9 protein-coding genes and 1 other RNA gene are annotated in these 13,589 nt (G+C 42.2%); 7 read left to right on the top strand and 3 right to left on the bottom strand.

What is annotated here, in order from left to right:
* Positions 1-124 precede the first annotated feature (124 nt).
* The gene (locus AB6N04_RS08435) at positions 125-958 is read right to left on the bottom strand and encodes a pyruvate, water dikinase regulatory protein (RefSeq protein ID WP_369312045.1); all 834 of its coding nucleotides are present in this window, start codon (positions 956-958) and stop codon (positions 125-127) included.
* A 292-nt stretch (positions 959-1,250) separates the two neighbouring features.
* On the opposite strand from AB6N04_RS08435, the gene ppsA reads away from it, so the two are divergent.
* Positions 1,251-3,629, top strand: a complete 2,379-nt coding sequence (ppsA, locus tag AB6N04_RS08430) for a phosphoenolpyruvate synthase (protein WP_369311434.1) — start codon at positions 1,251-1,253, stop codon at positions 3,627-3,629.
* Positions 3,630-4,032: 403 nt separating this feature from the next.
* Here the strand turns inward: ppsA and rprA are convergent.
* Positions 4,033-4,146, bottom strand: an RNA gene (rprA, locus tag AB6N04_RS08425) — antisense sRNA RprA.
* A 222-nt stretch (positions 4,147-4,368) separates the two neighbouring features.
* Positions 4,369-5,484 (bottom strand): AI-2E family transporter YdiK, encoded by a 1,116-nt coding sequence (gene ydiK / locus AB6N04_RS08420; protein WP_369311433.1) that lies wholly within the window; start codon positions 5,482-5,484, stop codon positions 4,369-4,371.
* A gap of 255 nt (positions 5,485-5,739) precedes the next feature.
* Here ydiK and AB6N04_RS08415 point away from each other — a divergent pair, with 255 nt between their 5' ends.
* From AB6N04_RS08415 to sufD, 6 genes are all read left to right on the top strand, one after another.
* Entirely contained in the window at positions 5,740-8,802 is a 3,063-nt protein-coding gene (locus AB6N04_RS08415; RefSeq protein WP_369311432.1) for an FAD-binding and (Fe-S)-binding domain-containing protein, read from the top strand.
* Positions 8,802-9,218: a hotdog fold thioesterase gene (locus tag AB6N04_RS08410; protein ID WP_369311431.1), complete on the top strand. Its 417-nt coding sequence runs from the start codon at positions 8,802-8,804 to the stop codon at positions 9,216-9,218. The genes AB6N04_RS08415 and AB6N04_RS08410 overlap by 1 nt, the downstream gene beginning before the upstream one ends.
* A gap of 407 nt (positions 9,219-9,625) precedes the next feature.
* Positions 9,626-9,994, top strand: coding sequence for a Fe-S cluster assembly scaffold SufA (gene sufA / locus AB6N04_RS08405; protein ID WP_369311430.1), 369 nt, complete (start codon positions 9,626-9,628; stop codon positions 9,992-9,994).
* Between the two features lie 16 nt (positions 9,995-10,010).
* Positions 10,011-11,510, top strand: coding sequence for a Fe-S cluster assembly protein SufB (gene sufB, locus AB6N04_RS08400; RefSeq protein ID WP_369311429.1), 1,500 nt, complete (start codon positions 10,011-10,013; stop codon positions 11,508-11,510).
* Between the two features lie 45 nt (positions 11,511-11,555).
* The gene (gene sufC / locus AB6N04_RS08395) at positions 11,556-12,302 is read left to right on the top strand and encodes a Fe-S cluster assembly ATPase SufC (protein WP_369311428.1); all 747 of its coding nucleotides are present in this window, start codon (positions 11,556-11,558) and stop codon (positions 12,300-12,302) included.
* Positions 12,277-13,584 (top strand): Fe-S cluster assembly protein SufD, encoded by a 1,308-nt coding sequence (gene sufD / locus AB6N04_RS08390; RefSeq protein ID WP_369311427.1) that lies wholly within the window; start codon positions 12,277-12,279, stop codon positions 13,582-13,584. Before sufC ends, sufD begins: the two co-directional genes overlap by 26 nt.
* Positions 13,585-13,589 lie beyond the last annotated feature (5 nt).

Genomic DNA, 13,589 nt, shown 5'->3' with positions numbered 1-13,589 from the left:
TTTTGTTCTCAAAGACTTGAATCGGTTGTTGCCATATAAGTGATAAAGATCACAATAAACGAATATGGCTTAATTTCAACCTCTATCATAAACTGAATGAATAATTCTTCTTATTCCATTTTCACTAAAATATACGTCTTTGTAGCCCCATGGTATCAATGACCTTCGCAGAAATTTCTTCTACAGAATAGTTAGTTGTATTTAAGTAATTGATTTTATTCTGTCTAAATAATGCTTCTACTTCAGCGATTTCAATACGGCACTGCCTAATGGATGCATAGCGGCTATTTTCACGTCGCTCTTCACGAATTGCCGCTAAACGTTCAGGGCTGATCGTTAAACCAAATAATTTGTGGGTATAAGGGCGAAGTGCCGCGGGTAATTGCAAATTATCCATATCATCAGCGGTGAAGGGATAGTTTGCTGCTTGAATGCCAAACTGCATGGCTAAATAAAGGCTGGTCGGTGTTTTTCCACAGCGAGAAACGCCAATTAAAATTACTTGAGCTTGGTCGAGATTGCGTAACGAGATGCCGTCGTCATGGGCGAGGGTATATTCAATTGCCGCAATACGTGCATCATATTGGTTCATATTCTGCATGGATAAACCGTGTGTCCGGTTCAATTTTGGCTCAGGTTCAAGGCCAACTTCCTTTTGAATTGGTGCAACTAAGCTTTGGACAATATCTTGGCAAAAACCGGCGCTTTGGGTGATTATTTCCTTAACTTCGGGGGAAATAATTGAATAGAACACTAAAGGGCGAATTTGCGTTTCTGCATACAGTGTATCTATTTTCTGTTTGATTTCTTCTGCGCGAGTTGGTGTGGTGACAAAGGGTAATGTGTAAGAGGTAAATGAAAGAGGAAATTGAGAAAGCACGGCATGCCCTAACGTTTCTGCTGTGATAGCAGTGCCATCAGAAATAAAGAAAACAGTGCGTTGAACTTGGCTTGCCATATTATTCGGTGCTCCTAATTCGGTCATCATTATTCGTCTCTTATTGTATTTATCACTGGGTTTTGAGAAATATTATCTTTGTTTAAAGTTTAAAAATTAGTTTATAGGGGGAACTATAGCCATTTTTTGAACGATTTTTAGAACAAAAAAGTTTTCTTAATTGATGGAACGATTCACCTGTCCATCTTCTTATAGCGTCTGTGCTAGTCTATTTCACGAGGCGAAATTTCGCCAACGAGATTTTTTACGATTTGTACTCTGTCACTAAATTGCTATAAAAGGATCGCTTTCAATGTCCACAAATGGCCTCACCCCGTGTAATGTACTTTGGTATAACCAATTAGGGATGAATGATGTTGACCGTGTCGGCGGCAAAAATGCCTCGCTCGGTGAAATGATCACAAACTTATCTGATCTGGGTGTATCCGTACCTAACGGTTTCGCGACAACCGCACAGGCGTTTAATGATTTTCTGGAGCAGAGCGGTGTAAATCAGCGCATTTATAACCTGCTAGATGAAACGGATATTGATGATGTGAACCAACTGGCTGTAGCAGGTGCTCAGATCCGTCAATGGGTGATTGATACCCCATTGACGAAGGAGTTGGAACAAGATATTCGTGATGCCTTTGCTCAGCTTTCTGAAGGTGAGGCGGAAGCTTCATTTGCTGTGCGTTCTTCTGCTACCGCAGAAGATATGCCAGATGCTTCGTTTGCAGGGCAACAAGAAACATTCTTGAACGTCCAAGGTATTGATGCTGTACTGGTTGCGATTAAACATGTCTTTGCATCGTTATTTAATGACCGTGCGATTTCATATCGTGTACACCAAGGTTATGACCATCGTGGTGTCGCATTATCTGCGGGTGTACAACGTATGGTTCGTTCTGATTTAGCGTCTTCTGGTGTTATGTTCACTATAGATACTGAATCGGGGTTTGATCAAGTTGTCTTCATTACCTCAGCTTATGGTTTAGGTGAGATGGTCGTGCAAGGTGCAGTGAACCCAGATGAGTTCTATGTACACAAGCCAACGCTGAAAAATAATCGTCCCGCCATTGTGCGCCGTACCCTTGGCTCTAAAAAATTACAAATGGTGTATGCCAACAGTAAAGAGCACGGTAAACAAGTGCAAATTGAAGATGTGCCAGAAGCGTTACGCAATCGTTTCTCTTTAACCGATCTTGAAGTTGAAGAGTTGGCTCGCCAAGCGTTACAGATTGAAAAACACTATGGTCGTCCGATGGATATTGAGTGGGCAAAAGATGGTCATAATGGTCGTCTGTACATTGTTCAGGCAAGACCAGAAACTGTGCGTTCTAACCAGCAAGTGATGGAACGCTATCAGTTAAAACAGCAAGGTCAGGTGCTGGTGGAAGGTCGTGCCATTGGTCACCGCATTGGTGCGGGTTGTGTAAAAGTTATCCATAACCTCAGCGAGATGGACAGAATTCAGCCGGGTGATGTATTGGTGACTGACATGACAGATCCTGATTGGGAACCTATCATGAAAAAAGCCTCTGCTATTGTGACCAATCGTGGTGGGCGTACATGTCACGCTGCAATTATTGCACGGGAACTGGGCATTCCTGCCGTTGTTGGTTGTGGTGATGCAACGGAGCGCTTACAAGAAGGCCAAAGTGTTTCTGTTTCTTGTGCCGAAGGTGATACAGGTTTTGTGTATGACGGCGAATTAGCATTTGAAATCCACAGCTCAGAAGTGAGTGATATGCCTGAGCTAAATGTCAAAATTATGATGAATGTGGGTAACCCTGACCGTGCATTTGATTTTGCCTGCTTACCAAATGAAGGAGTGGGTTTAGCGCGTTTGGAATTTATCATTAACCGAATGATTGGGGTTCACCCAAGAGCATTACTGGAATTTGATAAACAATCGCCGGAACTACAAGCTGAAATTCGTGAGATGATGGCCGGTTATGAAGATCCTATTGAGTTCTATATCGGAAAATTGACGGAGGGGATTTCAACCTTAGCCGCCGCATTCTGGCCAAAACGTGTCATTGTTCGCTTATCTGACTTTAAATCCAATGAATATGCCAACTTAGTCGGTGGTGATATTTACGAGCCAGAAGAAGAGAACCCAATGTTAGGTTTCCGTGGTGCAGGACGCTATGTTTCCGATAGCTTCCGCGCATGCTTTGCGTTGGAATGTGAAGCGGTTAAACGCGTGCGTAACACCATGGGATTAACGAACGTTGAAGTGATGATCCCGTTTGTGCGTACTGTCGCACAAGCTGAATCTGTCATTGCGGAACTGGCGAAGCAGGGGTTAAAGCGCGGAGAAAACGGCTTAAAAGTGATTATGATGTGTGAAATTCCATCCAATGCACTATTAGCTGACCAATTCCTCGAACATTTTGATGGCTTTTCGATCGGTTCTAACGATATGACTCAGTTAACGTTAGGCTTAGATAGGGATTCTGGCGTGGTTTCTGAGCTATTTGATGAGCGTAATGATGCGGTTAAAGCTATGCTTTCTATGGCGATTAAAGCTGCAAAACGTCAGAATAAATACGTGGGGATTTGCGGACAAGGCCCATCAGACCACCAAGACTTTGCGCAATGGTTAGTTGATGAAGGTATTGATAGCTTATCATTAAACCCTGATACTGTGGTTCAAACATGGTTAACCATCGCCGATAACCAATAATTCGGGGATGTATTAGTCCAAAAGGCCGAAAGGGAAATACTGAAGTGAACCTATAAAGTTAGACACTTCATTACCCAATCGGCCTTTTTTAATTAGAAATACCTATTGTTGAAATAGATAATAATGATTGCCTTGTAAAATAAATATAAAAAAATGACGAATGAATATGCATTTAATATGTATGACATATTAAAAATGAACGCGAAATATTACACATAATAAGTGTAATATTAATGGGTATAATATTTATTATTTACTTAACTAGTGAAAAATGATGTGAATAGCATAATGCTAAAGAAGTGTACTTACTCATTTAATGTAGATTTAAGATAGATATCAATCAATGTCTATAACTAGATGATTTAATTTGGATATGAATATTATTCATATTGATTTTTTTAGGCAAAAAAAAAGCCTATCATGGGCTGACAGGCAAAGACTACACACAGCAATTCGGTTATTTTCATTACGCTAAAAAGGTTAGCATAATGTTTAAATCTGTTTTATTCAATAATTGAATATTAAACTAATTAAATATCACAATCATTAAGAACACTCTCAATATCAATATTACCTATTGTTACGTAAAGAGAAATATTCAGTTGCTTTATGTTAACATAAATTAAGCCGAATACTAACGTTAGAATGTTAAATATTGTTTCTAAATATTAATGGAAATGGAATCATTAATGCAACAGATATGTTTATAGCTAAACATATCTGTTTAAATTAACTGGATTTATTTCTTAATCAAAAACTCTTCTTCAAGAAACTTTTCTGTTTCGCTTAAGTCGGTGTCTGGCACAGTGACCTCGTTCATCCATGCTTTTAACAAACTGTATGACACGGCTAAGACAACAGGACCAATAAACAAGCCAATCATACCAAATGATAAAATTCCGCCGATAACCCCAACAAGGATCAGTACCATCGGTAAGTCAGCCCCCATCTTAATTAGCCATGGGCGAAGTACGCCGTCCATCGTAGCAACAACGGCGGCCCAAACTGCTAAGATAATCCCCCATGTGGTATCGCCTGTCCAAAATAACCATAATACCGATGGGATCATGATGAGTAGTGGCCCTAATTGAGCAACACAGCAAATAAACAGTAATACGGTCAAGATAGCCGCATAGCTAATTCCTGATAGGGCGAGACCAACACCACCAACAATCGCTTGGATTAACGCGGTTACCACCACCCCAAGAGCGACGGCTCGTATAGACTGTGCGGCTAAAACAACCGCAGCATCACCACGGATCCCCGCTAAACGAACGGCAAAATGGCGGATGCCTAACATGACTGATTCACCTTTTAGGTACAGCAAACCACTAAACAGTAGCATTAGCATTAAGTGGAAAACAAAACGCCCGACACTGATGGCTTGTGTGGCAAACCAGCCTGCCGCTTGCCCAAAGTAAGGCTGGATTTTAGCGAGTAGCGCATTACCGCCGCTTGCCACTAAGCTGTGCCATGCGTAATAAATCTTTTCCCCCACCATAGGAATAGTGTTTAGCCATGCTAAGTCAGGTAATGTGAGACTTGATGGCGATTTCGCGAGCTCAATCAACGGGGAGCTATTTTCGATAATGCTGCCAATTAAAATGCCAAGAGGAATGACAAACAGTAGCAAAATCAGAAGAACCATCACTAAAGCCGCAAGCCATCTTTTATTCCACAAGCGGGCTTCAAGGCGCAGTAAAAGTGGCCAAGTTGCGATTACCATCATTCCCGCCCAAACAAAACCAAGAATAAAGGGATTAAGTACCCAAAAACAGGCGGCTATCATTAAAACGATGGATAACAGCCCGAATATAAGTTTGGGAAGATCCAAACGTTTTTGCGATTTTTCCATTGATGATTGATCCTTAACAAATGAAAATTCTGCGTATGTGGCTCTTTTTTAGGTGAAAATAATGTAATTAATTTTCACGGTTAAAAAAAACAATATTGTGATATGGTTCATGATGACAATGTCATCAGCGGCTGTACTGTCTTTACAGGCTGTGAATGCAGTTTTCATAAACCTAAGACACTATTGTGCAACTTAAAATAAAGATAGTACATAACGAGTAATGCGAACACTAAACAACAAGAGTCATCGTTAATAATGATCCCGCGTATATCAGAAGCACCTCATCTCAGCCAACTCGTCATTGCGTTCTTGCATGAGCTACAAGAACAAGGTTTTACGGGTGATAATGGCACTAGTTATTCAGAAAGATTATCAATGGCAACAGACAACAGTATCTATCAATTACTGCCTCAAGCTGTTGTTTTTCCGCGTTCCAGTGCTGACGTGCAAATTATCACACGCTTAGCAGGACAAGAAAAGTACCGCGAACTCACCTTTACACCCCGCGGTGGTGGTACAGGAACCAACGGACAATCCTTAACAGAAGGGATTGTGGTCGACATGTCCCGCTATATGAACCGTATTTTAGAGATTAACCCTGAGCAGAGATGGGTTAAAGTTGAAGCTGGGGTGGTTAAAGACCAGCTTAATCAATATTTGAAGCCGTATGGCTATTTTTTCTCACCCGAATTATCGACCAGTAACCGTGCCACGTTAGGTGGAATGATTAATACGGATGCTTCGGGTCAAGGTTCACTCGTCTACGGTAAAACCTCAGACCACGTACTGGGTGTTAAAGCGATGGTATTAGGCGGCGAATGCCTTGAGACACGGGCTATGCCTATTGCTCTCGCCCAAACGATTGCATCTGAAGACTCAGTGGTAGGGCGCATCTATAAAACCGTCCTAGAGCGCTGCCTTGAACAGCGCCAGTTAATTGAAGAAAAATTCCCTAAACTTAATCGGTTTTTAACCGGGTATGATTTACGCCACGTATTTAATGATGAGTTAACCGAGTTTGATCTTACTCGTATTCTAACGGGGTCAGAAGGGTCCCTTGCTTTTATCACTGAAGCCACATTAGACATTACGCCGTTACCAAAAGTTCGGCGTTTAGTGAATGTGAAATATGATTCTTTTGAGTCCGCACTGCGCAATGCCCCTTTTATGGTGCAAGCCAACGCACTATCAGTTGAAACGGTAGATTCAAAGGTGTTAAACCTTGCGAAGGAAGATATTGTTTGGCATTCCGTTAAGTCGTTGATCACGGATGTACCGAATAAAGAGATGTTAGGGCTAAACATCGTTGAGTTTAGTGGTGACGATGAAAATGAAATTAATCAGTTAACTGAAAGCTTGTGCCAACGTTTAGATGAACTCATGGCCAGTCACCAAGCGGGAGTGATTGGCTATCAAACGTGTTATGACCTTGAGGATATCACGCGTATTTATAATATGCGTAAAAAGGCGGTTGGCTTATTGGGCAATAGCAAAGGGGCAGCTAAGCCCATTCCATTTGTTGAGGATACTTGTGTTCCCCCCGAGCATTTGGCTGACTATATTACTGAATTTAGGTCACTATTGGATAGCCATAACCTTAATTATGGCATGTTTGGTCATGTGGATGCGGGCGTTTTACATGTACGCCCCGCACTTGACATGTGCGATCCTCAGCAAGAAGTTTTGATGAAACAAATTTCTGATGAAATTGTTGCATTAACTGCAAAATATGGAGGCTTGCTTTGGGGAGAGCATGGTAAAGGATTCCGTGCTGAATATAGCCCTGAATTTTTTGGAGATATACTGTACGGTGAGTTGCGTAACATTAAAGCGGCGTTCGACCCTGATAATCGGCTAAATCCGGGCAAAATTTGTCCACCAGCGGGTTTAGATGCACCAATGAAACAGGTTGATGGTGTAAAACGTGGCACTTACGACAGGCAAATCCCTGTGCAGATGCGTCAAGCGTTTCGTGGGGCAATGGACTGTAATGGTAATGGCTTATGTTTTAACTTTGATGTGAAAAGCCCAATGTGCCCATCAATGAAAGTGAGTGGTCAGCGCATTCATTCACCAAAAGGGCGAGCGACGTTAGTACGCGAATGGTTAAGATTACTAGCGGAACAAGGTGTAACACCGGAGCATCTTGAAAAAGGGATCACTCAAAGTCAACCTTCATTGCGTGGGTTGATTGAGAAAACCCGCAATACTTGGCGTGCTAAACAAGGGGATTACGATTTCTCCCATGAAGTGAAAGCGGCTATGTCAGGGTGTTTGGCATGTAAGGCTTGCTCCACCCAATGCCCAATTAAGATAGATGTGCCATCATTTAGGGCTAAATTCTTAGCGCTGTATCACGGTCGTTATTTGCGTCCTGTTCGAGACCATATTGTGGCCAACGTTGAAGTGAGTGCACCACTACTGTCAAAAGCCCCTAGCGTGTTTAACTTTTTCTTGCGTCAAACGCTGGTGCAAAAGCTAAGTGAGCGCACTATTGGGATGACCGATCTCCCGCTATTTTCACAACCGACCTTAAAGCAAGAGCTTTCTGGTCATGGCGCGCTATCTGTCACATTAGAGCAACTGGAAGGGATGAGTACAGGGCAGCGGGAAAGCTACGTGCTGGTGGTGCAAGACCCATTCACCAGTTATTACGATGCAAAAGTTGTCGCTGATTTTGTGCGTTTAATTGAAAAACTGGGTTATAAGCCTGTTTTATTACCTTTCTCACCAAATGGTAAAGCGCAACATATTAAAGGGTTCCTCGCTAAATTTGCGAAAACTGCCCGCAAAACGGCAGATTTCTTGAATAGAGTGGCAAAATTGCAATTGCCGATGGTGGGGGTAGACCCTGCGTTAGTCCTGTGTTATCGCGATGAATACCATGAAATTTTAGGTAAAGAACAGTGTCAGTTTACGGTCATGTTAGCTCATGAATGGCTAATTTCATTGCCAACATTGCCTGAACCTCAAGCTGCACAAGTTAGCACAACGCAGCCATGGTACTTTTTTGCTCACTGTACCGAATCTACAGCACTGCCAAACAGTGGGAACCAATGGGCATCTTTATTTGCACGTTTTGGTCAGCAACTTAATCAGGTGAGTGTGGGCTGCTGTGGAATGGCAGGGACTTATGGGCACGAAGTTGCTAATCTTGAAAATTCAAAAGGGATCTACAACCTATCTTGGAAAGGGGCGATGGCGTCACTCCCCAAAGAGCGTTGCCTCAGTTCTGGTTATTCATGTCGAAGTCAAGTAAAACGTATGGAAAACACATTAATAAAACATCCGATTCAAGCCTTGCTGGAGATTGTTTAATGATTTGGAAACGTCAATTTGATTTAGCGCAGTTAGCCGAAATGTCAAAAACGTGCATGTTAGGGCACATTGGCATCGAAATCACCAAAGTAGGTGATGATTATCTAGAAGGAACGATGCCTGTGGATGAACGCACTAAACAGCCTTTTGGTTTACTCCATGGTGGTGCATCAGTAGTACTGGCTGAATCTTTAGGATCTATTGCAGGCTATATGTGCACTGAGGGTGAACAGCGAGTGGTGGGTGTCGAAATTAATGCTAACCATGTTCGCGCTGCGCGTTCAGGCATTGTTCGTGGCGTGTGCAAGCCAATTCATCTAGGTCGCCGTCAGCAAGTGTGGAACATTGAAATTTTCAATGGGCAAGGCAAATTATGTTGTACGTCACGTCTCACCACGGCTGTTTTATTTGAGTAAATCCTTTTTTATCTCTATCGCTTTCGGGAAAATGTCTCGAAAGCGAGTTGTTGTTTTTATTATTTGTCCCCATCTACTTATATTGATGAATGCGTTTTCATTTTTATCAATTTAATTAAGATGTATAATAAATGCATCTTTGTTAATTTGTGTCATTTTTATGTATTCATTAGTACAAAATTCAATAAAAAACTCAACTCTATTTATCTTTTATTTTTCAGTTTGTTAGGTTTATTGTTGGCTGTTTTTGCTTAATAAATAAGCTCAATTTGGATAAAAAAAGTGCTAAAATAGCTATAACCTCTTAAAACAAATGGTTGAAGTAGCATAGGTAATCATTACCATAGGATATACAGAGTTAATCTCCTGATAACAGGCTGAAAAGCCATAAGAAATGTGGGGTCAATATGACTGACGGTGTAGAGACATTTTCATTTGATGAAAACAATTGGCAGGGAGTTAGCCTGACACAAAGCGCTGCAAAACAAATCAAAAAATTGATGGTGCAAAACCCAAATAGCAAAGGGCTTTCACTCGGCGTAAAACAGTCTGGCTGCGCGGGTTTCGGTTACGTTTTTGAAATGATTGAAAACCCAACCGATAAGCACCTGTTATTTGAACTCGATGGCGCACATCTTTATGTGCCAAAAGAAGCAATGCCATTTATTGATGGTACAGTCGTTGATTACGTCCAAGAAGGGCTGAATCAAATTTTCAAATTTAATAACCCGAAAGCCCAACACGCCTGTGGGTGTGGTGAAAGCTTCGGCGTTTAACATGTGAAGTCAGATTATGTCACAGAGCAATGTAGAAGTTGGCGATGATGTTCAAAGCTGGCTTGATGATCAGCGTTATAAAGAGGGCTTCTTTACGGAAGTTGCAACCGATGAAATGGCGAAAGGGATCAACGAAGATGTTGTTCGTGCTATTTCAGCAAAACGTAATGAGCCCGAGTGGATGTTACAATTCCGCCTTGATGCCTTTAATCACTGGAAAGGCATGGAAGAGCCTCATTGGCTCAAAGCTCATTACCCAAATCTTGATTATCAGGATTACAGCTATTATTCCGCGCCATCTTGTGGCTCGTGTGATGATACCTGTGGTTCGCAATCTGGAGCAACCCAAGCAACAGGTGTTGCTGAAACAAATAATTACTTAACTGCTGAAGTTGAAGAAGCCTTTAACCAGCTTGGCGTACCTGTTCGTGAAGGTAAAGCTGTGGCTGTTGATGCGATTTTTGACTCCGTATCTGTGTCCACCACATACCGTGAAGACCTTGCGAAACACGGTATCATTTTCTGTTCATTTAGCGAAGCTATCCAAGAATATCCAGAGCTAGTTCAGAAATATTTAGGCAGCGTCGTTTCAAGCCATGATAACTTTTTTGCGGCGTTAAATGCGGCGGTTGCTTCTGATGGTACCTTTGTGTATATCCCGAAAGGGGTACGTTGCCCAATGGAGCTTTCTACTTATTTTCGCATTAATGCCGCCAAAACAGGCCAATTTGAGCGCACTATTCTAATCGCCGACGAGGGCAGTTACGTCAGCTATATCGAAGGGTGTTCTGCCCCCGTTCGTGATAGCTATCAACTGCACGCAGCGGTAGTTGAAGTCATCATCCACAAAGATGCTGAAGTCAAATACTCCACTGTCCAAAACTGGTTCTCGGGGGGAGATAGTAAAGAAGGTGGTATCCTCAACTTTGTGACCAAACGTGCTTTGTGTGAAGGTGAAAACTCAAAAATGTCGTGGACTCAGTCTGAGACAGGCTCAGCGATTACGTGGAAATACCCAAGTGTGATCCTCAAAGGGGATAACTCTGTGGGTGAGTTTTTCTCTGTTGCACTAACAAATGGTAATCAGCAAGCGGATACAGGAACCAAGATGATCCACATTGGGAAAAACACGCGTTCAACGATTATCTCAAAAGGGATTTCTGCGGGTAAAAGCCAAAACAGTTACCGTGGTTTAGTCAAAATTCTACCGAGTGCGCACAATGCCCGTAACTTTACACAGTGCGATTCTATGTTAATTGGCACACAATGTGGGGCGCATACGTTCCCTTATGTGGAAGTCAAAAATAATACCGCGCAGCTTGAGCACGAAGCCACAACTTCACGTATTGGCGAAGACCAGCTGTTTTACTGCTTACAACGCGGGATTAGCGAGGATAATGCTATCTCTATGATTGTAAATGGTTTCTGTAAAGATGTGTTCTCAGAGCTTCCTTTAGAGTTTGCCGTAGAAGCACAAAAATTGCTGGCGATCAGCTTAGAACACAGCGTTGGCTGATCCTTATCGAGTTTATTTGCGCGTAAGCGCTAAAGGCATGTAAATATGTTAAGTGTTAAAGATTTACACGTGAGTGTAGAAGGAAATGAAATTTTAAAAGGCTTATCTCTGGAAGTGAAACCAGGGGAAGTACACGCCATCATGGGCCCAAATGGTTCAGGTAAAAGTACATTATCGGCAACCCTTGCGGGTCGCGAAGAATATGAAATAGACAGCGGTTCAGTGACTTTCAAAGGTAAAGATCTGTTTGAATTGGATCCTGAAGAGCGTGCTGGTGAGGGCGTTTTCTTAGCCTTTCAATACCCGGTAGAAATTCCGGGCGTGAGTAACCAATTCTTCTTACAAACTGCGGTGAACGCGGTGCGTGAATATCGTCAGCAAGAGGCGTTAGATCGTTTTGATTTCCAAGATTTTATCGAAGATAAAATTAAATTATTGGAAATGCCAGAAGATTTATTAGCACGTTCGGTTAATGTGGGTTTCTCTGGTGGTGAGAAAAAACGTAACGATATCTTGCAAATGGCAGCGTTAGAACCACAACTTTGTATTCTTGATGAAACAGACTCTGGTCTGGATATCGATGCTTTGAAAATCGTTGCTAATGGGGTGAATTCATTGCGTTCGCCGGAACGTTCTTTCATTATTGTTACGCATTACCAGCGCATTTTAGATTATGTAAAACCTGACTTTGTCCACGTTTTATATCAAGGGAAAATCATCAAATCAGGTGATTTCAGTTTAGCGAAAAAACTGGAGGAGCAGGGTTATGGCTGGCTTATTGACCAACAGTGAAAGAGCGCAAAAGCGTGCTGAAGTTGCTGCACTCAATGAGCAAGCAATGTCACGCTTTGGGACGTTGTTCGAACAACGCTTAGGCGAAAATTCACAACATGCCAAAAACCATTGGGAACAGGCTAAACAAGTCGGGTTACCTGCTTTTCGTCACGAAGATTGGCACTATACGCCACTGAATAGTGTCTTAAATACGCAATACCGTTTTAGTCATGTAGATGTGACCGCCAGTGAATGTGAAAAGTTAGCATTACCGATCGATGCTTATCGTATTGTTTTGATTGATGGGCGGTATAGTTCAGCCCTAAGCTCCATTGATGTCGGGGCTTTTCAAGTCTCGTTGCTGGATAATCAAGATTTACTCCCAGCACCGGTGAATAGTGAAATTTTTTTGCATTTAACGGAAAGCTTGGCGCTACAACCGCTAGTTATCCACTTAGCCGCGAATAAAATAGCGGAAAAGCCACTGTATTTACTGAATATCTCTAGTGGGATCAGTGACGACCAGGCGATGAATATTAGCCAATATCGTTACCATTTAACCCTAGATGCGAACAGTAAAGCCCAAGTGATTGAACACTTTGTCAGTTTAAATGGTGAAGCGCATATGACAGGAAGCCGTTTAACCGTTGAGGTGGGAGATAACGCAGAGTTGAGTCACTTTAAACTCAATGTGGAAAATACGCAGGCGCAACACTTTGCCCATAACGATATTGTGGTTGGTCGTGATGGTCGTGTTAAAAGCACCAGTTTCTTATTAGGTGCAGGATTAACACGTAACCACACCAGTGCACGTCTTGATGGCGAAAATAGCGAACTTGAACTCAATAGTTTATTGTTGCCAAAAGATAGCGAAATTGCAGATACACGGACATATTTAGAGCACAACACAGGGTATTGTAATAGCCGCCAACTGCATAAAGTGATTGCGATGGATAGCAGCAAAGCGGTATTTAATGGGATGATTAAAGTCGCGCCAAATGCGCTAAAGACTGATGGTCAAATGACCAATAATACCTTGTTGCTCGGTGATAAAGCGGAAATCGATACTAAGCCACAGCTTGAGATTTATGCAGACGATGTTAAATGTGGTCATGGCGCGACAGTGGGTCGAATCGATGATGAGCAACTATTTTATCTGCGCTCAAGGGGAATTGATGGTAAAGCGGCTAAGCATATGATCATCATTGCATTTGCGGCAGAGTTGACTGAATCTATTGAGTCAGAAGAATTAAAACACGCTGTGATGGCAAACATCCGCCAGCGCTTAGCGGAGGTTTAATCCCC

Origin of the sequence: Providencia rettgeri, from assembly GCF_041075285.1 — a bacterium.
Lineage (GTDB): Bacteria > Pseudomonadota > Gammaproteobacteria > Enterobacterales > Enterobacteriaceae > Providencia > Providencia rettgeri_G.
This window is presented reverse-complemented; position numbering and strand designations above follow the sequence as displayed.